A 23,846-nucleotide genomic window follows, 5' to 3' on the forward strand; every position below is an offset into this window, starting at 1 on the left:
CTCAGGATCCTGCCAGAGCCGCGTACGCCGCCCGCAGGTCCTCCTCCGAGGGCCCGGCCAGCACGACCGGCTTCGCCAGGTCCTCGAGCACGACGAACCGCAGCTGGTTGCCGCGCGACTTCTTGTCGACGCGCATGGTGGCGAGCAGGTCGTCGAACGAGGCGTCGCTCCACGACGTCGGGAGCCCGACCCTGCCGAACGCAGCACGGTGGCGGGCGACGAGCTCCGGGGAGAGCCCGCCGGCGCGGGCGGCCAGCTCGGCGACGTACACGCAGCCGATGGCGACGGCCTCGCCGTGGCGGATGCCGTAGTCGGTGGCCTTCTCGATCGCGTGGGCCAGGGTGTGGCCGTAGTTGAGCGCCTCGCGGCCCGGGTGGCCGTCGACGCCGCCCTTCTCCTTGAGGTCGCCGGCGACGACCGCCGCCTTCACCGCGACCGACCGCTCGACGAGCTCGCGCAGCACCGGCGAGTCGGCGGTCAGGTCGGTCGGCTCGGTCTCCTCGACCAGCTCCAGGATCCGGGGGTCGGCGATGAAGCCGCACTTGATGACCTCACCGAGGCCGGCGACCAGCTCCTCGCGCGGCAGGGTCGCCAGCAGGGCCAGGTCGCAGAGCACGCCGGCGGGCTCGTGGAAGGAGCCGACGAGGTTCTTGCCCGCGGGGGTGTTGATGCCGGTCTTGCCGCCGACGGCCGCGTCGACCATGGCGAGCAGGGTCGTCGGCACGTGGACGACCGCGACGCCACGCAGCCAGGTGGCAGCGACGAACCCGCCGAGGTCGGTGGTCGCACCGCCGCCGAGGGTCACGACCGCGTCGGAGCGGGTGAATCCCTCCTCGCCGAGCCCCTCCCAGCACGCGGCGGCGACCTCCCAGTCCTTGGACTCCTCGCCGTCCGGCACCTGCAGCACGACGACCTCGTAGCCGTCGAGCAGGTCCGCCAGGGGCTCGAGCAGGTCCTCGAGCGACTCCGGGCAGACGATCGCGACGCGCTGGACACCGGCCGGCAGCAGGCCCGGCAGGCGGTCGAGGACGCCGTGGCCGACCACGACGTCGTACGGCGCCGCGGTGGCCACGGGGATGACGGTGGGTGCGCTCACGGGGTCTCCTCAAGGGCGGCGAGGGCGGCGACGACCTCGGCGGCGACGTCCTCGGGCGCCCGCCCGTCGGTGTCGACGATGAACCGGGCCAGGCCCTCGTAGATCGGGGCGCGCTCGTCGAGGAGCACCTTGACGCGGGAGCGGACATTGCCGAGCAGGAGCGGCCGGCCGACGCCGAGCCCGACCCGCTTGACCGCCTCGGCGAGGCCGACCCGGAGGAAGACCACCCGGTGGGGCTCCAGCAGCGCCTGCGTGCCGGGATCGAGGACGGCGCCGCCGCCGAGCGACAGCACCCCGTCGTGGCCGGCGAGGTGCTCGGCGACGACCTCGCGCTCGAGCGCGCGGAAGGCCTGCTCGCCGTCGTCGACGAACATCTCCTGGACGGTCTTGCCGATCCGCTGCTCGATGACGGTGTCGGTGTCGGCGAAGGGGACGCCGAGCGCGCCGGCGACGAGCTGTCCGACCGTCGTCTTGCCGGCACCCATCGTGCCGATCAGGACGGCGCGGGGAGCGGTCACCGGTAGCGGAGGTTGTCGAGGTAGGTCTGCACGTTGCGCCGGGTCTCGCCGACGGAGTCGCCGCCGAACTTCTCCAGCACGGCGTCCGCCAGCACCAGCGCGACCATCGCCTCGGCGACGATGCCGGCGGCCGGGACGGCGCACACGTCGGAGCGCTGGTGGTGCGCGACGGCCTCCTCGCCGGTGGCCAGGTCGACGGTGCGCAGCGCCCGCGGGACGGTCGCGATGGGCTTCATCGCGGCGCGGACCCGGAGGATCTCGCCCGTGGTCATGCCGCCCTCGGTGCCGCCGGAGCGCCCCGAGACGCGGCGCAGGCCCTCGTCGGTGGGGACGATCTCGTCGTGGGCGAGCGAGCCGGGCGTGGCGGCGAGCTCGAAGCCGTCGCCGACCTCGACGCCCTTGATCGCCTGGATGCCCATCAGCGCGCCGGCGAGGCGCGCGTCGAGGCGGCGGTCCCAGTGCACGTGCGAGCCGAGGCCGGCCGGGAGGCCGTGGACCACGACCTCGACGACGCCCCCGAGGGTGTCGCCGTCCTTGTGGGCCTGGTCGATCCGCTCGACCATCTGCTTCGAGCCGTCCGCGTCGAGGCAGCGCACGGGGTCCTCGTCGAGACGCGCGACGTCGTCGGGCGTCGGGACCTCGCGCGACGGCGTACGGACACCACCGATCTCCAGCACGTGGCTGACGATGCGGGCGCCGGTGGCCTGCTCGAGGAAGTTGCTGGCGACGCGGCCGAGCGCGACGCGGGCCGCGGTCTCACGCGCGGAGGCGCGCTCCAGGATCGGGCGGGCGTCGTCGAAGTCGTACTTCTGCATGCCGGCGAGGTCGGCGTGGCCCGGGCGCGGGCGGGTCAGCGGGGCGTTGCGCGCCTGCTTCTCCAGCACCTCCGGGTCGACCGGGTCGGCCGACATGACCGTCTCCCACTTGGGCCACTCGGTGTTGCCCACCTCGATCGCGACCGGTCCGCCCTGGGTGCGTCCGTGGCGGACTCCGCCGGTCAGGGTGACCTCGTCGGCCTCGAACTTCATCCGCGCCCCGCGGCCGTAGCCCAGGCGGCGACGGGCGAGCGAGTCGGAGATGTCGTCGGTCGTGACCTCGACGTGGGCCGGCAGGCCCTCGAGGATCGCGACCAGGGAGGGGCCGTGGGACTCCCCCGCAGTCAGCCAGCGCAACATGGGAGCAAGTCTCCCACGGCCCTACAGGCCGGCCAGGACCCGTCCCACGACGACGGCCACGAGCGCACCCAGCAGCAGGAACGGGCCGTAGGGCAGGTTCTCCTTCAGCGGCCCCCTCACCCCTTCGCGGCGGATCGCGTTGCCGCGCAGCCTCATCGGCACGTAGGCGAGCACGGAGAGCACCGCGGCAGCCAGCACGGAGACGAGGACGGACGCCGCGCCGAGCGGGCCGAGCGCGAGGCCGATCAGCCCGCCGAGGCGGACGTCGCCGAATGCCATGATCCGCGGGCTGATGATCCACATCAGGCCGTAGTAGCCGCCGAGCACGACCATGCCCCCGACCGCGAGGACGAGCAGCGTCGGCTTGCCCAGGGCGACGGCCCCGACGACCTCGAGCACCGCCACGACGGCGTACGACGGCAGGACGAGCCGCTTCGGGAGGTACCAGGTCACGTAGTCGATCACCGCGAGCGCGATGCACGGCGCCACGACGGCGAGCAGCCACAGCAGCGCCCACCCCCAGCCGATCGACACGCCCAGCGTGGCGCCGACCAGGGCGCCGGCGAGGCCGCACCACAGGCCGAGGCGCGGGCGTGCCGCCAGCTCGGCGAACGGGACGTGGTCGGGGAAGTCGTCCGGGTTCTCGGCCGGGTCGTGCTCGGGCTCCGGGCACCACGCGACCAGCCGCGGGACGGCGAGACCGCCCAGCAGGCCCGCGAGCGCACCGACGAGGACAGGGAGCGCGAGCATGGGGTGGACGCTATCGGGCGGCCAGGGCCGCCTCGCCCGCCTTCCGCATGGTCTCCAATGGCCCGTTGTGACCAGTGAACATCGCGAACTGGAGCACGGCCTGGTGCACGAGCAGGTCGAGACCCGACACCACTGCCTGTCCGCGCTCCTGCGCTGCGGCCGCGATCGGCGAGGGCCACGGGTCGTAGACGACCTCGAAGACCACCGCGGCGCCGCACGTCGCGGCCACCAGGGCGTCGGTCTGCGCGGCGACCGGGATCGTCGAGACCACGATCTCCCCCACCACGGCTGCCCCGTCCAGCGGCAGGACGTCGACCTCGAGCCGGGTGTCCCGGGCCAGCGCCGCCGCGGTCTCCGCCGCCCGGGCGGGCTCGCGCGCCAGCAGGCGGATCGTGCGGACGCCGAGGTCGGCGAGCGCCAGGCCGGTCGAGGCGGCCGTCGCGCCGGCGCCGATGATCGTGGCCACGCCGGCCGGCCCGTCGTAGGTCTCCCGGATCGCGGCGACCGCGCCCGGCAGGTCGGTGTTGTCGGCCGCCCACCCGTCGGCGGTGCGGACCAGGGTGTTCGCGCCGCCCGCCAGGGTGGCCCGCTCGGTGACCGTCGTCGCGAGCGCGAGCGCCTCCCGCTTCAGCGGCGCCGTGACCGACAGGCCGCGCCACTCCGGCCCCAGGCCGGCGGCGTACGACGCCAGGGTGCCCTCGGGGACCCGCACGGCGTCGTACCGCGCGGAGATGCCGAGGGCGTCGTACCCGGCGCGGTGCAGGACGGGAGACAGCGAGTGGGCGATCGGGTCGCCCACGACGCCGTACCGCGGCACCGCACGGTCGACCGGCTCAGCACTCGTCATGGGTCCGGCAGTACTCCCGCAGCCGCTCGACCGCCACGTTGTGCTCGGCGAGCGTCGTGGAGAACACCGTCGTGTCGTTCTCGTAGTCGGGGACGAAGTAGAGCCACGGCCCGTCGGCGGGGCGCAGCGCGGCCTCGATCGTCGCCTGGCCGGGCGAGCCGATCGGGCCCGGCGGCAGGCCCTCGTGCTGGTAGGTGTTGTAGAGCGAGTCGTCCTGGCGCTCCTCGGCCGTGGTCCAGACGTCGCCCTTGCGCTTGCTGACGTAGGACACGGTCGAGTCGAGCTGCAGCCGCATCCCGTCGTCGAGGCGGTTGTAGATCACCCGGGCGACCTTCGGGTAGTCCGGCTCGCGGTTGGCCTCGTACTCGAGGATGCTCGCGACCGTGATCACCTCGTGCGGGGTGAGGCCGAGCTGCTTCGCCCGGCCGGCGATCCCGAGGTCCTTCTCGACGGCCGCGGTCTTGGCCACCATCTGGCTGAGCAGGCTCTTGGGCGTCGTGCTGTCGGTGATCTCGTAGGTCGCCGGGTAGAGGTAGCCCTCGGGGTTGCCGGCCGCCTCGGCCGGCAGGCCGATCGTCGCCGGGCTGGCGAGCAGCTTGGTCAGCTGCGGCTTGGTGAAGTCGGTCTTCTCGACGATGGTGGCGACGACGTCGCGCACCCGTGCGCCCTCGGGGATCGTGACCGTGTTGCCGGCGCCCGCGTTGGCCGGGTCGGCGAGATAGGCGACCGCGTCGGACGCCTTCATCTGCTTCCTCATCGTGTACGTCGCCGCCTGGATGCGCTGCGAGTCGGCATTGGCCTTCGCAGCGTCCACGAACGCCTCCGACGAGGCGACGACGTCGAGCTCCTCGAGCTCCTCACCCATCGACTGGACGCTCTGGCCCGGGTCGATGACCACGGTCACCTCGCCCTTGCCCGGGCCCGGGTAGTCCTCGGGATCGGCGAACAGGCGGTCCCAGGCCGGCCGGACGACGTACACGAAGGCGAGGGCGAGCGCCGCGGCGAAGACGGCGAAGACGAGGAGGATGCGCAGGCCGCCCGAGCGACGCTTCGGTGCGCGCCGGCGCCCTGGCTCGATGTCCGGAAGGACCGACTCAGTCATGCGTCTCCCTCGTCCCTGTCCTGCTCGTCGGGGGTCACCAGCTCGCCGGGGGGTTGGCCGGTGGCGCGCTCGGAGTCGAGCGCCTGCTGCAGGATCACGACGGCCGCCACCTGGTCCACCACGGCTCGTCGCTTCGCACCCTTGCGCTGGTCGCGCAGCATAGCCTCCGCGGTCACGGTGGTGAGCCGCTCGTCGACGAGTCGCACCGGGACGGGCGCGATCCGCCGCGCCAGCCGCACGGCGAACTCGCGGGTCTTCACCGCCGCCGGCCCCTCGGTCCCCGACAGCGAGCGGGGCAGGCCCAGGACGACCTCGACCGCCTCCTCCGCCGTCGCGATCTGGTGGATGCGGCGCAGGTCGCCCTTGCCCCGTCGTACCGTCTCGACAGGGGTGGCGAGCATGCCCGACGGGTCGCTGCGGGCGACGCCGATCCGGGCGTCACCCGGGTCGACGCCGAGCCGGACGCCGAAGCGCATCAGGCCTGTGCCACCGCCGCGGTGACCGCCGCGAGCGCCTCGTCGATGCGGGTGACGTCGGTGCCGCCGCCCTGCGCCATGTCGGCCTTGCCGCCGCCCTTGCCGTCGAGGAAGGGCGCGGCCGCCCGGACCAGGTCGCCGGCCGCGAGGCCGCGGGCCTGGGCCGCGTCGTTGAGGGCCGCCACGATGGAGGCCTTGCCGTCCGCCGCGCCGATGAGTACGACGACCGCCGGCGTGTCGCCCGCGAGGCGGCCGCGCACGTCGGTGGCGAGCGTGCGGACGTCGCCGCCGGCCGCGCCGTCGAGGCGCTGCGCCACGAGCCGGACGCCGTTGACGTCGACGGCACCCCCGGCGAGGGCCGCTCCACCGGACAGCAGCTGCGCGAGACGGATCTTCTCGATCTCCTTCTCGGTCTGCTTGAGCCGCTCCACGAGGTCGCCGACCCGGCCGACGAGGTCGCCGGGCTGCGTCTTGAGCAGGGTGGAGAGCTGGCCGACGACATCGCGCTCGCGGGCGAGATAGGAGAAGCCCTCGACACCGGTGAGCGCCTCGATGCGGCGGTTGCCGGAGCCGACACTCGCCTCGCCGGTCACGACGATCGTGCCGATCTGGCTGGAGTGGTCGACGTGGGTGCCACCGCAGAGCTCGCGGGACCAGGGGCCGCCGATCTCGACGACGCGGACCTTCGTGTCGTCGTAGGTCTCACCGAAGAGCGCCAGCGCTCCCCAGTCCTTGGCCTCGCTGAGCGTCATGTACTGCCAGTCGACGGGCAGGTCGGCGCGCAGGGCGTTGTTGGCGACCTGCTCGATGTCGTGGACCTGCTCCGGGCTGAGCGCGTTGAGCCAACCGAAGTCGAGGCGGAGGTAGCCGGGTCGGTTGTAGGAGCCGGACTGCAGCGCGGTGGGGCCGAGCACCTCGCGCAGCGCCGCGTGGATGACGTGCGTGCCGGAGTGCGCCTGGCGCGCACCGGTCCGCCAGTCCGGGTCGACCCGGGCGTGCAGCAGCGGCGCGTCGGCCGGCAGCTCGCCGTCGACGACGCGGACCTGGTGGACCACGAGGCCGCGGACCGGGCGCTGCACGTCGAGGACCTCGAGCTTGCCGCCCTCGAACTCGATGGTGCCGGCGTCGGCCACCTGGCCACCCGACTCGGCGTAGAACGGGGTGCGGTCGAGCACCAGCTCGCCGATCTCGCCGTTGCCCAGCGCCTTCACCGCCGCGCCCTCGCGCAGCAGCGCGAGCGGCTTCGACTCGGTCTCGAGCGTCTCGTAGGCGAGCCACTCCGTCGGGCCGTTGGCGTCGAGGATGCCGCGGTAGACGCCGGTGTCGGCGTGCTGGCCCTTCTTCGCGCGGGCATCGGCCTTGGCCCGCTCGCGCTGCTCGCTCATCAGCTGGCGGAAGCCCGGCTCGTCGACGCTGAGGCCGGCCTCGGCGGCCATCTCCAGGGTCAGGTCGATCGGGAAGCCGTAGGTGTCGTGGAGCGCGAACGCCTTCTCGCCCGGGATCGTGCCCGCGCCGGACTCCTTCACCTCACCCGCGGCGAGGTCGAAGATCTGCGTGCCGGCCTGGAGCGTCTTGCGGAACGCGTCCTCCTCGGCGTACGCGACCTGCGCGATGCGGTCCCAGCCGGTGACCAGCTCGGGGTAGCTCTCCCCCATCCGGTCGCGCGAGACCGGCAGCAGCTCGGGCAGCGCGGGGTCCTGGTAGCCGAGCAGGCGCATGTTGCGGACCGCGCGGCGCAGCAGCCGGCGCAGGACGTAGCCGCGACCCTCGTTGCCCGGGGTCACGCCGTCGCCGATCAGCATCAGCGAGCTGCGGACGTGGTCGGCGACGACCCGGAAGCGGACGTCGTCGAGGTGACCGTCGGAGCCGCTGGCGCCGTACTTCTTGCCGGAGAGCTCCTGGGCGCGCTCGATCACCGGGAAGACCGTGTCGATCTCGTACATGTTCTGCTTGCCCTGGAGCAGGTAGGCGACCCGCTCCAGGCCCATGCCGGTGTCGATGTTCTTGCTCGGGAGCGGGCCCGCGATGTCGAAGTCGTCCTTCGCGCGGACGGCGGAGAGCTCCTCCTGCATGAAGACGAGGTTCCAGATCTCCAAGAAGCGGTCCTCGTCGGCCTCGGGGCCACCGTCGGGGCCGTACTCGGCGCCGCGGTCGATGTAGATCTCGCTGCAGGGACCACCGGGGCCGGGCACGCCCATGTTCCAGTAGTTGTCCTTGAGGCCGCGGGGCTGGATCCGCTCGTCGGGCAGGCCGGCGATCCGCTTCCACGCGTCGCGCGCCTCGTCGTCCTCGGGGAGCACGGTGACCCAGACCTTCTCGGGGTCGAAGCCGAGGCCGCCGGAGGCCTGGTCGCCGGTGATCAGCTCCCAGGCGTACTGGACCGCGCCCTCCTTGAAGTAGTCGCCGAAGGAGAAGTTGCCGTTCATCTGGAAGAACGTGCCGTGGCGGGTGGTCTTGCCGACCTCCTCGATGTCGAGGGTGCGCACGCACTTCTGCACACTGGTCGCCCGCTTGAAGGGCGGCGTCTCCTGGCCGAGGAAGTACGGCTTGAAGGGCACCATGCCGGCGTTGACGAACAGCAGGTTCGGGTCGTCCAGCAGCAGGGATGCGGACGGCACGACCGTGTGCCCCCGCCCCTCGAAGTGGGCGAGGAACCGGTTCCGGATCTCCGCGCTGCTCAGGTACCCGTCCGTCATCGTTCCTCTTCCTTGTTGCTCAGGGCGGCCACGGAGGCCGTCATGGTGGTGCGTGCTTCGAGCTCGGTACGACGCTCCGCCCGGACTCCAGACTCCAGAGTCCGGTAGTGCTCCCGCAATCGGGTTTCCGCGTCGGCCTGCCCCTGGGCGACCTCCTCGCGGAACAGCCGCGCCCCGAGCACGGCGGCGCCGATCCGGTCGCGCATGCCGTCGGGGGTGAACGCCTCCGCGATGCGGCGTACCTTGACCACGCCGTAGACACCGGCCGCGACACCGGCGCCGAAGACGACGCCCGACTTGATCACGGGGTCACCTCCGCCCGCTGGCGCGACTCCCAGTCGCGGCGCGCGGCCCGCAGCATCAGCTTGCGCTCCTTGCGCGAGCGCTTGACCTCGCGCTTCATCTCGAAGCGGATCCGGTTGCGCACCTCCGGCGCGAGGGCGCGGCGCAGGCCCGCGGCCAGCGCCGCGGTCTTGATGACGCTCTCGCGGAGCAGGATGTCGGCGAACTGCGGCGCCGGGACGACCCGTGCCGGCACGCGCGGCCCGCGGTCCTTGCCGAGGTCGGTGATGAGGTACTCGCGGTCGTCGACCACCGCCACCGGCACCCGCTCCCGGGTCTCGACCGCGGTCGCCTGGGAGCGCAGCCTCAGCTCCAGGCCGGCCAGCTGCTCCCGCAGCGCGTCGGCGTCGCTCGCCGCGGCCGCCAGCAGCGCCTCGGTGTGCTGGCGTGACCGGCGCAGCGAGCGCTCGAGCCACACGACACCGGCGGCCAGGGCCACCACCGCGAGGAGGGTCAGCACAGCCAGCGCGTTGGGTACGACGACAAGGCTGGTCACGACGGACAAGACTACTTGCCGCGGATGATGCGGCGTACCCGCTCCCACCGCTGCTTGACGGCGGACTCCGCGCCGAGCTCGGTGGGGCGGTAGTAGGCGCGGTCGAGGACCACGTCCGGGGCGTACTGCTGCTCCGCCACGCCGTAGGGGGCGTCATGGGCGTAGACGTAGTCCACGCCGTGGCCCAGCGACTTCGCCCCGGAGTAGTGCGCGTCGCGCAGGTGCGGCGGGACGTTGCCGATCTTGCCGGCCCGGACGTCGGCGATCGCCTCGAAGATCGCGGTGGTGACGGCGTTGGACTTCGGGGCCACCGCCAGGGCGATCGTGGCGTGCGCCAGGGTCAGCTGCGCCTCGGGCATGCCGATCAGCTGCACCGTCTGGGCCGCGGCGACCGCGGTCGTCAACGCGCTCGGGTCGGCCAGCCCGATGTCCTCGCTGGCCAGGATCATCAGCCGGCGGGCGATGAACCGCGGGTCCTCCCCCGCCTCGATCATCCGCGCGAGATAGTGCAGCGCCGCGTCGGCGTCGGACCCGCGCACCGACTTGATGAAGGCGCTGACGACGTCGTAGTGCTGGTCGCCGTCGCGGTCGTAGCGGACCGCCGCCTGGTCGGCTGCCGTCTCGGCGGTCTCGACGTCGATGGTCGTGCTGCCCTTGGAGCGTGCCGCACCGGCCGCCGCCTCGAGGTAGGTCAGCGAGCGCCGAGCGTCGCCGCCGGCGAGCCGCACGATGTGGTCGCGGGCCGCCTCGTCCAGCTCCAGCTCACCCGCGAGGCCCCGCTCGTCGGCGACCGCCGCCTCGACGACCGCGGCGATGTCGTCGTCGGTGAGCGACTGCAGGCGCAGTAGCAGGCTGCGCGAGAGGAGCGGGGAGATCACGCTGAACGACGGGTTCTCCGTCGTCGCCGCCACCAGGGTCACCCACCGGTTCTCGACGCCGGGCAGCAGCGCGTCCTGCTGCGCCTTGCTGAACCGGTGCACCTCGTCGACGAAGAGGACGGTCTCCTCCCCCGTCGCGACCAGGTCGCGCCGGGCGGCGTCGATCGCGGCCCGGACCTCCTTGACGCCCGCCGACACCGCGGAGATCTCGACGAACCGGCGCCCGGTCTGCTGGCTGATGATCGACGCGATGGTCGTCTTGCCGGTGCCCGGAGGCCCCCACAGCAGCAGCGACAGCGACTGGTCGCCCTCGACCAGCTGGCGCAGCGGTGAGCCCGGGGCGCGCAGGTGGGACTGGCCCACCAGCTCGTCCAGGCCCCGCGGACGCATCCGCACCGCCAGCGGCGCCGCGGCATGGGTCGCGTCCGCCAACGAGCCCCCCGAGGTCGCCCCACGGCTCGACGGGGTGTCGAACAGCTGCGGCTCGTCATCCACGACGGGCCACCCTACTCAGCAGCGACGACAGTGGCTCAGGCGCGGCCAATGCTCTTGGCGTCGAGGTCGAACCAGGTGTCGGCGTAGCCGGGCTGCTCGACCAGGTCGTTGCTCGGGCTGGCGCCCGGGTCCGGCCGGCCCTCGCCGTCGACACCGAGCAGGCCGGTCGTCAGCGGCTCGCGGGGCGCCTCGCCGAGGCGGCCCGGGAAGTGGCAGGCGACCTTGTGGCGCCGACCGATCTGCATGAGCGGCGGCTCGTGCCGGGCGCAGATCTCCTGCGCGATCGGGCAGCGGGTGCGGAACCGGCAGCCGGACGGCGGGTCGATCGGGCTCGGCACGTCACCCTGCAGGCGGATCCGCTCCCGGCGACCGCCGATCGCGGCCTGCCGGACGTCGGGGACGGCCGACAGGAGCGCCTGGGTGTACGGGTGGTGGGCGTTGCCGTAGATCGAGTCGCGGTCGCCGATCTCGACGATCTTGCCGAGGTACATGACCGCGATCTCGGGGCAGAAGTGCCGCACGATCGCGAGGTCGTGGGCGATGAACAGGAAGGCCACGCCGAACTCGCGCTGGATGTCCTGCAGCAGGTTGATGACCTGCGCCTGGATCGACACGTCGAGGGCCGACACCGGCTCGTCGGCGACGAGGATCTTGGGCTGCAGCGTGAGCGCGCGGGCGATGCCGATGCGCTGGCGCTGGCCACCCGAGAACTCGTGCGGGTAGCGGTTGTAGTGCTCGGGGTTGAGGCCGACGATCTCGAGGAGCTCCTGGACCCGCGGGAGGACCTTGTCCTTCGGCACGACCTTGTGGATCTCGAGCGGGGCGCCGACGATCGCGCCGACCGTCTGGCGCGGGTTCAGCGAGGTGTACGGGTCCTGGAAGATCATCTGGATCTCCCGGCGCAGCGGCTTGAGCTCGCGCGGCTTCGCCTTGGCGATGTCGCGGCCGTCGAAGCGGATCGAGCCGCCGGTCGGCTCGTAGAGCCGGGTGATCAGGCGACCGGTGGTCGACTTGCCACACCCGGACTCGCCCACGAGGCCCAGCGATCCCGCCTCGGGCACCTGGAAGGACACCCCGTCGACGGCCTGGACATGACCGACCGTACGACGGACCAGCCCGGAGGACTTGACCGGGAAGTACATCCGCAGCCCGTCGACCTCGAGGATCGGCTTGGCATCGGGGTCGGCCTGGGCGGCACCGTGGCCCTCGGGCACGTCCGGCATCGAGGTCTCGGCAATCGTCTCGTTCGTCATCGCTGCTCCTCCGGGAGCTCGTCGGCCAGGTCGGGCGCGATCTCCGGGAGCACCTCGTTCTGGTAGATGGCATCGGAGTTCGCCAGGTGGCAGCGCTTCGTGTGGTGCGCGCCGCGCTGTCCCGGCACCAGGTCGGGCATCGTCGTCCGGCAAAGGTCACCGGGCACCTTGTCGCGGTGGATGCACCGCGGGTGGAAGGCGCAGCCGCTCGGGGGGTTGAGCAGGCTGGGCGGGTTGCCGGGGATCGGGATCAGGCGTGCATCCGTGTCACCGGTGACGTCCGGGACGCTGGAGAGCAGGCCCCAGGTGTACGGCATCTCCGGGTGGGTCAGGATCTCCTTGCAGGGGCCGTACTCTACGGCCCGGCCGGCGTACATGACCAGCACGTCGTCGGCCATCTCGGCCACGACGCCGAGGTCGTGGGTGATGATGATGATCGCCGAGTTGAACTCCCGCTGCAGGTCCTGCAGCAGGTCGAGGATCTGCGCCTGCACCGTCACGTCGAGCGCCGTCGTGGGCTCGTCGGCGATGAGCAGGCCGGGATTGTTGATCAGGCCCATCGCGATCATCGCGCGCTGGCGCATGCCGCCCGAGAACTGGTGCGGGTAGTCGTTGACCCGGCGGTCGGGGTTCGGGATGCCCACCCGGTCCAGCATCTCGATGGCGCGCCTCTTGGCCTCCGCCTTCGAGACGTCGTTGTGGACGCGGTAGGCCTCCATGATCTGGTTGCCGACCGTGTAGTACGGGTGCATCGCCGAGAGCGGGTCCTGGAAGATCATCGCGACGTCCTGGCCGCGCTTGCGACGCATCTCGTCCGGCGTGAGCTGCAGCAGGTCGGTGCCCTCGAGGACGATCTCACCCGAGATCTTCGCGCCCGTGCCGTAGTGCAGGCCCATGATGGCCATGCTCGACACGGACTTGCCGGATCCCGACTCGCCGACGATGCCCAGCGTCTCCCCGGCCTTGAGGTCGAAGGAGAGGCCGTTGACGGACTTCACCACGCCGTCGCTGGTCGGGAAGTGGACCATCAGGTCGCGCACCGACAGGAAGGTCTCCGCGGCGGCGGACGACGACCCGGGCGCAGGCTTGGCGAGGTTGACAGAGCTGTCCATGGTTTCGGTGTCCCTCTCAGCCCAGCCGGACGCGCGGGTCGATGACGGCGTAGAGCACGTCCACGATGATGTTCATGATGATCACGAAGGAGGCGGCCAGGATGACCACGCCGATGATCGTCGGCAGGTCATAGGTGCGGTTGGCCTCCACGACCAGCTTGCCCAGGCCGTTGAAGTTGAAGACGAACTCCGTGATGATCGCGCCGCCCATCAGGCCGGCGAAGTCGAGGCCGGCCATGGTGACCAGCGGGGTGAGTGCTGCACGCAGCGTGTGCTTGCGGAGCACCCGGCCCCTCGAGAGTCCCTTGGAGTGGGCGGTGCGGATGTAGTCCTCGCTCATCGCCTCGAGCACGAAGGCGCGCGTCATCCGGACGTAGGCGGCCATGAAGACCACGGCCAGCGTCAGGCTCGGCAGGAAGAGGTTGTAGAGCCACTTCCCCACGCCGCCCTCGGCGATCGGCGTGTACACCGGCGTGTCCCACAGGCCCCACTTGATCGAGACGAACTTGAGGAGCAACAGGCCGATGAAGAAGGTCGGGAACGCGTAGAAGACCAAGGAGATGCCGACGAGGCCTCTGTCGAGGAAGCTCCCCTTGGTCAGGGCCGCGATGGAGCCGAGGGCGACACCACCGATCAGCCAGAGGATGAGGGCGAAGACCGCCAGCGACGCGGTGATCGGCAGCGCCTCGCTGATCTCCTCGTTGACCGTCTTCAGGTTGAGCTGGGAGTAGCCGAAGCAGGGCGCCTCGCACTTGGTGACCAGCTGCGGCGCGGCCTCACGCAGCTCCGGGTCGTTGGGGTACACCCGCCCCTTGACGATGCCGCCCATGAAGTCCTTCCACTGCACGAGCGTCGGGTCGTCGTACCCGAGCGCCTTGCGGGTCTGCTCCTTGATGGCCGGGGAGCAGTTCTTGCCGCAGGCATAGGCAGCGATGTCGACCGGCGAGGCGAAGAAGAGGACGAACGTGACGAGGCTCATCACGATGACCATGACCACGCCGGCGAACACGCGGCGGACGAGGAAGGCGAACACCCAGCATCACTCCGATCGGGTGTGGACGGGACGGGAACCGGCGCGGTGGCGCCGGTGGACGTGCGGATGGCCCGGGTCCGGGCCGGAGTTGGCCGGGCCGTCGAGACGGCCCGGCCAACTCAGGTGGTGCAGTGCTGCTGGGTCAGCAGCCACCGTCCCGAAGGCCGATCAGGCCCAGGTCCGGGAAGGAGTTGGAACCCGGGGTGGTGTGGAAGTCCACCTTCGAGCCCGTCACCCAGTTGAACTTCGCGATCTCGAGCGGCATGTAGACCATGTCGTCGGCGAGGATCTGGTCCGCCTCCTGGAGCGCGGCGATCGAGTCGTCGAGCGAGGTGGCGTTCTGGGCCTCGGAGATCTTCTCGTTGAACTCCTTGCCGACGTACTTGCCGTAGTCCTGGCCGAGCGAGCCGGAGGTGATGTTGGCACGCGAGTCGAACAGCGGCGGGAGGACGGTCATCGGCGACGGCCAGTCAGCGCCCCAGCCGGCCCAGCCCACGTCGTAGTTGTGGTCGGGCTTCTGGATGTTGCTGTAGTAGACGTCACCCTCCGGCGAGAGCTTCACGTCGAAGCCGGCCTTGTCCCAGGTCTCCTTGAGAGCAGCGGCCTGCTTGTCAGCGGTGTCGGACTGCGGGTAGCGCAGCTCGATCTTGTACGGCGTCTTGATCTTCGCGTCGGTGAGGATCTTCTTGGCCGCGTCCGGGTCACCCGCGAGCGGGATGTCCTTGAAGGTCGAGACCTCCTTGTAGCCCGCCACCGACGGGTTCACGACCGAGTAGGCCGGGATGTAGGAGCGCTCGCCACCACCGGCGGCGATCCAGCCCTCACGGTTGGTCGCCGTGGCCAGGGCCTGGCGGACCTCCAGCGGGAGCTTCTCGGTGTTGAACCAGAGGTAGTCGACGTACGGGGACTCGGGGTTCTGGTAGAAGCCCTTCTCCTCGAGCGCCGGGATCTCGGAGAACTTCGAGGGAGGCAGACGACGGTCGCTGACGGTGCAGGACGCCTCGCCGGTGTCGGCCAGGATCGAGTCGTACATCGTCTCGAGCTTGGTGCCGATCTTGAACGTGATCTTGTCCGGCAGGGCCTTGCGGCTGTCGGTCTCGTCCGTCTTGGGGTCGTACTGGTCGTTGCGGACGAACGTGCCGCCCGACGCCTTGTCCCAGCTGCCCTCGAGCTTGTAGGGGCCGTTCGAGAAGATCTGGTAGTTGGACTTGTCGCCTTCGTCCAGGTCCGCACGGTACGGCGAGGCGAAGTGCAGCGCCGCGATGGCCAGGTTGAAGTCCGGCCACGGCTTGTTGAAGTTGTACGTGATCGTCTTGCCGTCACAGGTGACGGCCTTGTCGTACAGGTCCTGGCCCTTCTTGGTGTACGGACCCTTGTACTGCGGGGTGCCGTCCGCGTCCGCGGGGACGTCCAGGTAGGAGAGGGGGTAGAAGGACGGGCCGCCGACGATGACGTCGGTGGCGAAGTTGCGCGAGAAGCCGTACTTCAGGTCCTCACACGTGACGTCCTTGCCGTCCTGCCACTTCACGCCGTCACGCAGCGTGAACTGCCACACCTTGCCACCCTCGGTCGAGGTGCCGGTGTCAGTGGCCAGGTCGGGGAGCGGCGTCGCCGACTCGGCCGGGTCCTCGCTCGTGCCGAACGTCACCAGCTCGCGGTAGACCAGGCGGCTCTGCTTCGAGATGTCGGTGCCGACGTAGGTCCGCTGGGGGTCCCAGTGGTCGATGGGGGTGTCGTTGACGAAGTACAGAGTGCCGCCCTTCGCTCCGGCTTCTCCCTTCGTCCCGCCGTCGTCGTCACTGCCGCAAGCGGCCAGTGCCGTCGACGCCAGCAGCGCGCCCGCGGTCACCGCGAGCATCCGCTTCTTGTTACTGGCCATTGCCTCTCCTTCGTTTGCGGGCTGGTGCCCGTCACTTCTGGCCGCGCCCAGGAATGGCGGACGCGACCATGTCTTCAGACCGATGGGACAGGGCTCCCGAGGCCCGGCATCGGTGGGGTCATCGATGACCCTTCGGGTCGAGCGCGTCGCGCAGTCCGTCGCCCAGCAGGTTGAAGCTGACGACGATGATCATGATCAGGAACGCCGGGGTGAAGAAGAAGACGAAGTCCGACGTCGAGTAGTCGATCGAGCCGCTCAGCACGTTGCCCAGGGTGGGCGTCGGCGGCTTGATGCCGACGCCGAGGTAGTTGAGGGCCGCCTCCGCGGAGACATAGGTCGGCATCGTGATCGTCGCCGACACCAGCAGCGGGGCCCAGAGGTTCGGCAGGATCTCCTTGAAGTACAGCCGCCAGCGCGAGGCGCCCATCAGCTTGGCCGCCTCGACGAACTCACGCTCGCGGATGGACAGCACCTGGCCGCGGACCAGGCGGGCGACATAGGGCCAGCCGAAGAACCCGAGGACCAGCACGACGTAGAGACCGTTGGACATGTCGCCCTCGGGGACGTGCAGGTCGTCCTCCAGGATGTCGATGAACACGACCGAGAGGGCCAGCAGCATCAGCGTCTGCGGGAAGGACAGGATCAGGTCGATCAGCCGGCCGATCAGCGAGTCGGTCAGGCCGCCCGAGACACCCGCGATGATGCCGAACACCGTGCCCAGGCCGACCGCGATCGCCGTGGCGGCCACCGCCATCACCAGGGAGAAGGTGATGCCGTACCAGACCCGGGCGAGCACGTCACGGCCCGAGCCGGGCTCCACGCCGAGCCAGTGGTCCCCGGAGATGCCACCGAAGCTGCCCTTGGGGAGCGTGAACTCGTCCAGCAGGTTGCCCGCGCCGGTGTTGTGGAACGTGTACGGGTCCAGGACGCCGAACTTGACCAGGAAGGGCGCTGCGACCGCCGCGAGGAAGTAGACCGCGACGACGGTGAACGCCGCCATGGACAGCTTGTCCTTGCGGAAGCGCCGCATCGCCAGCTGCATCGGCGAGCGGCCGACGATCTTGGTGCCCTCCGGCTCCCCCTCCTCGACGGGAGGTGCGACATGGGTTTCCAGGTCGGTTGCCGGGAGAGTCATCATCACCTCGTTGCCGAGAAGCGGTCATGGACGTGACGCGGACAACACCTGTTGTCTGCGCCGTCCGCGACCTTAGGCGCACTCGTGGCGCCAAAGCGATAGCGACGCGGTAACGGTTTGGTCTCGACCGACCGGAATTCCTTCCGGCGTGCCCCCGTCAGGCCTTGTTTTCGTCCTCCGGGCGCGCGTCCACACCGGCTTCCTTCCGCTGCTCGGGCGTGATGGGCGCCGGAGCAGCCGTCAGCGGGTCGTAGCCGCCGCCGGTCTTGGGGAAGGCGATGACGTCGCGGATCGAGTCCGTACCGGCCAACAGGGCGACCACGCGGTCCCAGCCGAACGCGATGCCGCCGTGCGGCGGGGCGCCGTACTTGAAGGCCTCCAGGAGGAAGCCGAACTTCTCCTCGGCCTCGTCCTGGCTGATGCCCATCACCTCGAAGACCCGCTTCTGGATGTCCTCGCGGTGGATACGGATCGAGCCGCCACCGATCTCGTTGCCGTTGCAGACGATGTCGTAGGCCCACGCCAGCGCGTTGCCGGGGTCGGAGTCGAAGGTCTCGAGGTCCTGCGGGCTCGTGAAGGCGTGGTGGACCGCGGTCCACGCTCCCCCACCCACGGCGACGTCGCCGGCGGCGGTGGCCTCGTCGGCGGGCTCGAAGAGCGGCGCGTCGACGACCCACAGGAAGCTCCACGCGCTCTCGTCGAGCAGGCCGGTACGACGCCCGATCTCCAGGCGCGCAGCGCCGAGCAGCGCCCGGCTGGACTTCACCGCACCGGCGGCGAAGAAGATGCAGTCACCCGGCGCCGCGCCCACGTGGGCGGCGATGCCGGTGCGCTCCTCCTCGGAGAGGTTCTTGGCGACCGGCCCGGCCAGCTCGCCGTCCTCACCGACCAGGATGTAGGCGAGGCCGCGCGCACCGCGCTGCTTGGCCCACTCCTGCCAGGCGTCGAGCTGCTTGCGGGGCTGGCTCGCGCCGCCCGGCATGACGACGGCGCCGACGTAGGCCGAGTTCTCCGGCGAGAAGACCCGGAACGGGGTGTCCTTGAAGTACTCGGTGCAGTCGACGAGCTCCTGGCCCATCCGCAGGTCCGGCTTGTCCGAGCCGAAGCGGGCCATCGCCTCGGCGTAGGTCATCCGCGGCAGCGGCAGCGCGAGGTCGTACCCGATCAGCTTCCAGAGGGCGGCGACGATCTCCTCGCCGAGGGCGATCACGTCGTCCTGGGTCACGAAGCTCATCTCGATGTCGAGCTGGGTGAACTCGGGCTGGCGGTCGGCGCGGAAGTCCTCGTCGCGGTAGCAGCGCGCGATCTGGTAGTAGCGCTCCATGCCGGCGACCATCAGCAGCTGCTTGAACAGCTGCGGGCTCTGCGGCAGGGCGTACCAGCTGCCCGGCTGCAGCCGCGCGGGCACGAGGAAGTCGCGGGCGCCCTCGGGCGTGCTGCGGGTCAGCGTCGGCGTCTCGATCTCCACGAAGTCGTGGGCGTCGAGCACGCCGCGCGCCGCCTTGTTGACGTCGCTGCGCAGGCGGATGGCGCTACCCGGGGCGGTACGACGGAGGTCGAGGTAGCGGTGCTTGAGCCGCACCTCCTCCCCCACGTCGACGTGGTCGCTGATCGGGAACGGCAGCGGAGCCGCGGCGCTGAGCACCTCGACGCCCTCGGTGCCCGGGGCGGCGACGACCTCGATGGCGCCGGTCGGCAGGTTCGGGTTCTCGCGACCCTCGCCGCGGCCGGTGACCTCACCGGTGACCTTGAGGCAGTACTCGGAGCGGAGGCTGTGCGCGACCTCCTCGTCGCGGATCACGACCTGGACGACACCGCTGGCGTCGCGCAGGTCGATGAAGGCCACCCCACCGTGATCGCGTCGGTTGGCCACCCACCCGGCGAGGGTGACGGTCTGGCCGACGTGCTCGGCGCGCAGCGCGCCGGCGTCCTGGTTGCGGATCACGAGGGGTTCCCTTCGGTGTTGCTGTCAGATGCGGTGGTGGTGAGGACCTGCGGGCGCAGGTCCTGGTTCGGAGGCTCCCACGTCGCCGGGTCGGCGGCGACCTGGTTTCCGGAGCGGATGTCCTTGACCTCGCTGCCGAACCAGACGTACGGGATGCCCCGGCGCTCGGCGTGGCGGATCTGCTTGCCGAACTTCGCGGCGCTCGGCGCGACCTCGCACGGGATGTCGCGGGCCCGCAGGACCGTGGCGATCGCGTCGGCCTCGGAGCGCGACTCCTCGTCGGTGACCGCGACGAGCACGACGCTGGGCACCGAGCGATCGGCGGTCAGCACCCCGCGCTGGACCAGCGGGACCAGCACGCGGCTGACGCCGAGCGAGATGCCGACGCCGGGGTACGTCGTACGTCCGTCGGAGGCGAGGGCGTCGTACCGGCCGCCGGAGCAGATGGAGCCGAGGGACTCGTAGCCGTCGAGCCGGGTCTCGAAGACGGTGCCCGTGTAGTAGTCGAGGCCGCGGGCGATCGAGAGGTCGGCCTCGATCCGGACCGTGTCCGTCGCCAGCGGGGCGCAGGCCCGGACAAGGGTGGCCAGCTCGTCGAGGCCCTCGTCGAGCAGCTCGTGCTTCACGTCGAGCTCCCGCACGCGGTCGACGAAGGAGTCGTCCGTGCTCCGGATCGTCGCGAGGGCGAGCGCCTTGTCGGCCTGCTCCTCGCTGATGCCGGCCTCGTCGAGCAGCAGCTCACGCACCTTCGCCGGGTCGAGCTTGTCGAGCTTGTCGACCAGGCGCATGACCTCGTCGATGCCGTCGCCCGTGACGCCGAGGCCGGCGTAGAAGCCCTGGATCAGCTTGCGGTTGTTGACCTGCAGTCGGAAGCCGGGCAGGAAGGTCAGCCGGCTCAGCGCCTCGAGCATGACCCGGGCGACCTCGACGTCGTGGTGGAACGGCAGGTCGTCGCGGCCGACGATGTCGATGTCGGCCTGGGTGAACTCGCGGAAGCGGCCCTCCTGCGGCCGCTCCCCGCGCCAGACCTTCTGCACCTGGTAGCGGCGGAACGGGAACTCCAGCTTGCCGGCGTTCTCCAGGACGTAGCGCGCGAACGGCACGGTGAGGTCGAAGTGGAGGCCGATCCCCTTGTCCTTCGCGGAGTCGTCCTCCTGGAGGCGCCGGAGGACGTAGACCTCCTTGGACGTGTCGCCCTTGCGCAGCAGCTGGTCCATCGGCTCGACGGCGCGCGTCTCCACGTTGGCGAAGCCGTGCAGCTCGAAGGTGCGCGCGAGTGTCGCGATGACCTCCTGCTCGACGAAGCGCTGGGCAGGCAGGAACTCGGGGAATCCGCTGAGCGGAGTGGGCTTGGCCATCGGTGGTGTCACAGTCCTCGGGTGACCCGGCCAGCGGAGCCGGAGTCGAGCAGGTCGAGCAGGAACGGGTTGGTCGCGCGCTCGCGGCCGATGGAGGTCTGCTCCCCGTGCCCCGGCAGTACGACGATGTTGTCGGCCAGCGGCAGCACCTTGGTCTCCAGCGAGCGGAGCATCGTGGCGTGGTCGCCGCCCGGCAGGTCGGTGCGTCCGATGGAACCCTGGAAGAGCAGGTCGCCGGAGAACATCACCTCGGAGATGTCCGGTCCGTCGGGCTGGTCCCACGGCGTGCGGAAGGTGACCGAGCCGGCCGTGTGGCCCGGCGTGTGGTCGACGACGAACCGCAGGCCCGCCAGCTCGAGGTCGGCGCCGTCGGCGAGCTCGGCGACGTCGTCGGGCTCGGTGAACTCGTAGTCGCCGCCCAGCAGCATCGCCGCGCTCTCACGCGAGATGCCGGCCATCGGGTCGGCGAGCAGGTGCCGGTCGCCCGGATGGATCCACGCCGTCGCGTCGTACGTGCCGGCCACGGGCGTCACGGACCACATGTGGTCGATGTGGCCATGGGTCAGCAGCACGGCGACCGGCTTCAGCCGGTGCTCCCGGACGACGTCGGCGACGCCTGCCGCAGCGTCCTTGCCGGGGTCGATCACGACGCACTCCGCGCCCGGGCCGGTTGCCGCTACATAGCAATTGGTGCCCCACGGTCCGGCGGGGAAGGCGGCGATCAGCACCGACCCAGCCTAGTGGTTGCCGCCCGACGATCGTCGAGGTGGCCCGTGCCCCGGGTGCGTGCATGGCAAGGCGGCGGAGCGAAGGCAGACTGGACGTCCGTCGAGCGACGCCAACGCAGCCAGGTGCGTGCCCGGGGTGCGGGCCGGCCGGCGATCTTCGGGCGGCAGCCACAAGGGTGGCGGAGGCTTTGATTAGCATGGGCCACTGTGACTACCTCTGACTGGGGCCGCGTCGGCGACGACGGCACCGTCTACGTGAAGACATCCGACGGCGAGCGGGCGGTCGGGCAGATGCCCGACGCGTCCCCCGAGGAGGCTCTGGCGTTCTACACGAAGCGCTACGACAACCTCGCCCTGGAGGTGGACCTGCTGCACAAGCGGGTCCTCACCGGGGTGCTCTCACCCGAGGAGGCGGTCGCCTCCGTGAAGCTGGTGCGCGACCAGCTCAACGACATCCACGCCGTCGGGGACCTCGCCGCGCTCGGCCGCAAGCTCGACGAGCTCGGCCCCGTCATCGCCACCCAGCGCGACGCGCGCCGCGCCGCCAAGGCGCAGCGGGTCGCCGACGCACGCGAGCAGAAGGACAAGCTGGCGGCGGAGGCGGAGAGGATCGCCACCGGTCGCGACTGGCGCAACGGCGCCAACCGGCTGCGCGAGCTGCTCGACCAGTGGAAGCAGCTCCCCCGCATCGACAAGGCCGCCGACGACGAGCTGTGGAAGCGCTTCTCGTCCGCGCGGTCGGCGTACACGAAGGCGCGCAAGGCGCACTTCGCCGAGCAGGACGAGCGCCGCGAGGGTGCGCGCGTCATCAAGGAGCGCCTGGTCAAGGAGGCCGAGGCGCTCGCGTCCTCGACCGACTGGGGCCCGACCTCGGGCCGCTACCGCGACCTGATGCGCGACTGGAAGGCCGCCGGCCCGGCCCCCAAGGCCGTCGACGACGCCCTCTGGCAGCGCTTCCGGGGCGCCCAGGACACCTTCTTCGGCGCCCGCGACGCCGCCAACGCGGCGCTCGACAGCGAGTTCGCCGCCAACGCGGAGGTCAAGGAGGGCCTGCTGGTCGAGGCCGAGGCCATCCTCGGCCCGCTGGCCGAGACCGGCGACGTCGCCGCCGCCAAGGCCGCCTTCCGCGAGGTCGCGGAGAAGTGGGACGAGGCCGGGAAGGTCCCCCGCGACCGGATCAAGGACCTTGAGGGCCGGATGCGCGCCGTCGAGCAGACGATCCGCAAGGCCGAGGACGAGCAGTGGCGCAAGTCCGACCCCGAGAAGTCCGCGCGCGCGGACGACATGGTCTCCAAGCTGGAGGCCGCGATCGCCGAGGCCGAGGCCAAGCTCGAGGCCGCGCGCTCGCGTGGTGACGAGAAGAAGGTCCGTGAGCTCGAGGAGAACCTCGAGGGGCGCCGGTCGTTCCTGGAGATGGCGAAGAAGGCGTCTGCCGACTACCGCTGAGGCGGGGGCGGCGGCGCCGCAGGAATCCCCGGCTAGCCGGGGATTCCTGCGCAGGTTGACGGTTGCAACGGTCAGCAAGCGCTGGCAGGCAACGACAAGCTCCGCCGTAGACACCTCGTCACGACGCTACGCGACGCGCCCGCTCCGCAGCGACCGACGCCATGAAGCCGCGCAGCCTGCGCTCGAGCCGGGCCGGATCGGCGAGGTCAGACCAAGCGATGCGGAAGCACCGCCAGCCCGTGAGTTCGGCGACGTGCTGCTCGCGCGCCTTCTCGCGGACGACAGCATCGGCAGGTGACTCACCGGGGCGGAGGTGCCTCTCGTACTTCACCCGGCCGTCGAACTCGATCCAGATGCCGAGTTCCGGGAGCGCGAAGTCGAGGCGCGCGACCAGCCTCCCCGCGTGCCGGATCTCGTATTGCGGGACCGGCTTCGGGAAGTGGTGGCGGTAGAGGAAGTACATCGTCCTCGACTCGCCGACGGACTCGACACGTGGATCAGCGAGGCGAATCAGCAGGTCAGTCGCTGCCGAGCCCGGCCAGTTCGCCATCGACTGCTCATACCGCTCCCTGAGTTCGGCCGGGGTGAAGTCGCCACGATTGAGGAAGTGATTCGCCACGGCGATCGCGGACTCCGTGGAAGCGAGCGTCGAGAGCTCGAGTGTTGCACGAACCGGCGACGTGACGAGGACTCCGTGGACGTCGACGACGTCTCCCTCCGCCAACTCACCTCGATGACGGCAGATGCCTGCTTCGCGCCGTCCCGAGAATCTGTCGACGCGAGTGAGATGAACGTCGGCCAGGTCGAGGCCCCACAAGGGCGCGTCGTGGAACGGCAGCGCCGAAGAATGGCTCAGAACGACGTCCGTGCAGGACTGCTGGTATGCCGCGCGACATCGGACGGCGTACCTCTGCTCGTCCGACATGGTGCGCCATGTCGGACCATCGACGTACGCACCTCGTCGTGGTCGCTCCAGCCGTCCCGTCCTGAGGGCCGCAGCCAGCGTTCGGTCGCTCTCGCCATACGCGATGAGCTCTCGCCGTAAGTGAAGCGGCGTCAGCCTCGGATCGTCGGGTGGTATCTGCA

General features: G+C 70.9%; 21 protein-coding genes. 1 reads left to right on the plus strand and 20 read right to left on the minus strand.

The genetic code is table 11. The features are described from left to right. Position 1: 1 nt before the first annotated feature. The 19 genes from aroB to BJ993_RS23540 all read right to left on the minus strand — a co-directional run bounded on the left by aroB (position 2) and on the right by BJ993_RS23540 (position 21,314). Positions 2 to 1,096, minus strand: coding sequence for a 3-dehydroquinate synthase (gene aroB, locus BJ993_RS23450; RefSeq protein WP_179651602.1), 1,095 nt, complete (start codon positions 1,094 to 1,096; stop codon positions 2 to 4). Then, positions 1,093 to 1,614 carry a shikimate kinase gene (locus tag BJ993_RS23455; RefSeq protein WP_308645695.1) on the minus strand — a complete coding sequence of 174 codons (522 nt, stop codon included), beginning with the start codon at positions 1,612 to 1,614 and terminating at the stop codon, positions 1,093 to 1,095. The genes aroB and BJ993_RS23455 overlap by 4 nt, the downstream gene beginning before the upstream one ends. Beyond that, the gene (aroC, locus tag BJ993_RS23460; RefSeq protein WP_179651603.1) at positions 1,611 to 2,789 is read right to left on the minus strand and encodes a chorismate synthase; all 1,179 of its coding nucleotides are present in this window, start codon (positions 2,787 to 2,789) and stop codon (positions 1,611 to 1,613) included. The genes BJ993_RS23455 and aroC overlap by 4 nt, the downstream gene beginning before the upstream one ends. A gap of 21 nt (positions 2,790 to 2,810) precedes the next feature. Next, entirely contained in the window at positions 2,811 to 3,539 is a 729-nt protein-coding gene (locus BJ993_RS23465) for an A24 family peptidase (protein ID WP_179651604.1), read from the minus strand. Positions 3,540 to 3,549: 10 nt separating this feature from the next. After that, positions 3,550 to 4,386, minus strand: coding sequence for a shikimate dehydrogenase (locus BJ993_RS23470; RefSeq protein ID WP_179651606.1), 837 nt, complete (start codon positions 4,384 to 4,386; stop codon positions 3,550 to 3,552). Continuing rightward, positions 4,373 to 5,488 (minus strand): endolytic transglycosylase MltG, encoded by a 1,116-nt coding sequence (gene mltG / locus BJ993_RS23475; RefSeq protein ID WP_179651608.1) that lies wholly within the window; start codon positions 5,486 to 5,488, stop codon positions 4,373 to 4,375. Before mltG ends, BJ993_RS23470 begins: the two co-directional genes overlap by 14 nt. Further along, a complete protein-coding gene (ruvX, locus tag BJ993_RS23480) occupies positions 5,485 to 5,964 on the minus strand; it encodes a Holliday junction resolvase RuvX (RefSeq protein WP_179651610.1) in 480 nt (159 codons plus the stop codon). Before ruvX ends, mltG begins: the two co-directional genes overlap by 4 nt. Continuing rightward, positions 5,964 to 8,660, minus strand: coding sequence for an alanine--tRNA ligase (alaS, locus tag BJ993_RS23485; protein ID WP_242530234.1), 2,697 nt, complete (start codon positions 8,658 to 8,660; stop codon positions 5,964 to 5,966). Before alaS ends, ruvX begins: the two co-directional genes overlap by 1 nt. Then, positions 8,657 to 8,965 (minus strand): DUF6167 family protein, encoded by a 309-nt coding sequence (locus tag BJ993_RS23490; RefSeq protein ID WP_051932216.1) that lies wholly within the window; start codon positions 8,963 to 8,965, stop codon positions 8,657 to 8,659. Before BJ993_RS23490 ends, alaS begins: the two co-directional genes overlap by 4 nt. Next, entirely contained in the window at positions 8,962 to 9,498 is a 537-nt protein-coding gene (locus BJ993_RS23495; protein WP_179651612.1) for a hypothetical protein, read from the minus strand. The genes BJ993_RS23490 and BJ993_RS23495 overlap by 4 nt, the downstream gene beginning before the upstream one ends. Before the next feature lie 11 nt (positions 9,499 to 9,509). Next, positions 9,510 to 10,871 carry a replication-associated recombination protein A gene (locus BJ993_RS23500; protein WP_308645696.1) on the minus strand — a complete coding sequence of 454 codons (1,362 nt, stop codon included), beginning with the start codon at positions 10,869 to 10,871 and terminating at the stop codon, positions 9,510 to 9,512. A 35-nt stretch (positions 10,872 to 10,906) separates the two neighbouring features. Beyond that, positions 10,907 to 12,124 carry an ABC transporter ATP-binding protein gene (locus tag BJ993_RS23505; RefSeq protein ID WP_179651614.1) on the minus strand — a complete coding sequence of 406 codons (1,218 nt, stop codon included), beginning with the start codon at positions 12,122 to 12,124 and terminating at the stop codon, positions 10,907 to 10,909. Further along, positions 12,121 to 13,236: an ABC transporter ATP-binding protein gene (locus BJ993_RS23510; protein WP_179651616.1), complete on the minus strand. Its 1,116-nt coding sequence runs from the start codon at positions 13,234 to 13,236 to the stop codon at positions 12,121 to 12,123. The genes BJ993_RS23505 and BJ993_RS23510 overlap by 4 nt, the downstream gene beginning before the upstream one ends. Positions 13,237 to 13,252: 16 nt before the next feature. After that, the gene (locus tag BJ993_RS23515; RefSeq protein ID WP_179651618.1) at positions 13,253 to 14,269 is read right to left on the minus strand and encodes an ABC transporter permease; all 1,017 of its coding nucleotides are present in this window, start codon (positions 14,267 to 14,269) and stop codon (positions 13,253 to 13,255) included. 142 nt (positions 14,270 to 14,411) lie between these two features. Further along, complete coding sequence (locus tag BJ993_RS23520; protein WP_036544999.1) at positions 14,412 to 16,148, minus strand: ABC transporter substrate-binding protein; 1,737 nt, start codon at positions 16,146 to 16,148, stop codon at positions 14,412 to 14,414. Between the two features lie 118 nt (positions 16,149 to 16,266). Continuing rightward, positions 16,267 to 17,283, minus strand: a complete 1,017-nt coding sequence (locus tag BJ993_RS23525) for an ABC transporter permease (protein WP_179651620.1) — start codon at positions 17,281 to 17,283, stop codon at positions 16,267 to 16,269. A gap of 157 nt (positions 17,284 to 17,440) precedes the next feature. Further along, positions 17,441 to 19,228 (minus strand): aspartate--tRNA ligase, encoded by a 1,788-nt coding sequence (aspS, locus tag BJ993_RS23530; protein WP_179651622.1) that lies wholly within the window; start codon positions 19,226 to 19,228, stop codon positions 17,441 to 17,443. Continuing rightward, positions 19,225 to 20,586 (minus strand): histidine--tRNA ligase, encoded by a 1,362-nt coding sequence (gene hisS, locus BJ993_RS23535; protein ID WP_179651624.1) that lies wholly within the window; start codon positions 20,584 to 20,586, stop codon positions 19,225 to 19,227. The genes aspS and hisS overlap by 4 nt, the downstream gene beginning before the upstream one ends. Positions 20,587 to 20,594: 8 nt before the next feature. Continuing rightward, entirely contained in the window at positions 20,595 to 21,314 is a 720-nt protein-coding gene (locus tag BJ993_RS23540) for an MBL fold metallo-hydrolase (protein WP_036544992.1), read from the minus strand. Between the two features lie 207 nt (positions 21,315 to 21,521). Here BJ993_RS23540 and BJ993_RS23545 point away from each other — a divergent pair, with 207 nt between their 5' ends. Further along, positions 21,522 to 22,760: a DUF349 domain-containing protein gene (locus tag BJ993_RS23545; RefSeq protein WP_308645697.1), complete on the plus strand. Its 1,239-nt coding sequence runs from the start codon at positions 21,522 to 21,524 to the stop codon at positions 22,758 to 22,760. A gap of 118 nt (positions 22,761 to 22,878) precedes the next feature. On the opposite strand, the gene BJ993_RS23550 is transcribed toward BJ993_RS23545, so the two are convergent. After that, on the minus strand, positions 22,879 to 23,685 hold the full coding sequence (locus BJ993_RS23550) for a hypothetical protein (protein WP_179651626.1): 807 nt from the start codon (positions 23,683 to 23,685) through the stop codon (positions 22,879 to 22,881). Positions 23,686 to 23,846: the final 161 nt, after the last annotated feature.

The organism is Nocardioides aromaticivorans (genome assembly GCF_013408525.1).
GTDB classification, from domain to species: Bacteria; Actinomycetota; Actinomycetes; order Propionibacteriales; family Nocardioidaceae; genus Nocardioides; species Nocardioides aromaticivorans.

Bases quoted from the DNA above. Each gene is read 5' to 3' on its own strand.
- hisS (WP_179651624.1), bottom strand. From the start codon at position 20,586: ATGGCCAAGCCCACTCCGCTCAGCGGATTCCCCGAGTTCCTGCCTGCC.
- BJ993_RS23510 (WP_179651616.1), bottom strand. From the start codon at position 13,236: ATGGACAGCTCTGTCAACCTCGCCAAGCCTGCGCCCGGGTCGTCGTCC.
- BJ993_RS23525 (WP_179651620.1), bottom strand. From the start codon at position 17,283: ATGACTCTCCCGGCAACCGACCTGGAAACCCATGTCGCACCTCCCGTC.
- mltG (WP_179651608.1), bottom strand. From the start codon at position 5,488: ATGACTGAGTCGGTCCTTCCGGACATCGAGCCAGGGCGCCGGCGCGCA.
- BJ993_RS23550 (WP_179651626.1), bottom strand. From the start codon at position 23,685: ATGTCGGACGAGCAGAGGTACGCCGTCCGATGTCGCGCGGCATACCAG.
- BJ993_RS23505 (WP_179651614.1), bottom strand. From the start codon at position 12,124: ATGACGAACGAGACGATTGCCGAGACCTCGATGCCGGACGTGCCCGAG.
- aroC (WP_179651603.1), bottom strand. From the start codon at position 2,789: ATGTTGCGCTGGCTGACTGCGGGGGAGTCCCACGGCCCCTCCCTGGTC.
- BJ993_RS23465 (WP_179651604.1), bottom strand. From the start codon at position 3,539: ATGCTCGCGCTCCCTGTCCTCGTCGGTGCGCTCGCGGGCCTGCTGGGC.
- BJ993_RS23470 (WP_179651606.1), bottom strand. From the start codon at position 4,386: ATGACGAGTGCTGAGCCGGTCGACCGTGCGGTGCCGCGGTACGGCGTC.
- alaS (WP_242530234.1), bottom strand. From the start codon at position 8,660: ATGACGGACGGGTACCTGAGCAGCGCGGAGATCCGGAACCGGTTCCTC.
- BJ993_RS23520 (WP_036544999.1), bottom strand. From the start codon at position 16,148: ATGGCCAGTAACAAGAAGCGGATGCTCGCGGTGACCGCGGGCGCGCTG.
- ruvX (WP_179651610.1), bottom strand. From the start codon at position 5,964: ATGCGCTTCGGCGTCCGGCTCGGCGTCGACCCGGGTGACGCCCGGATC.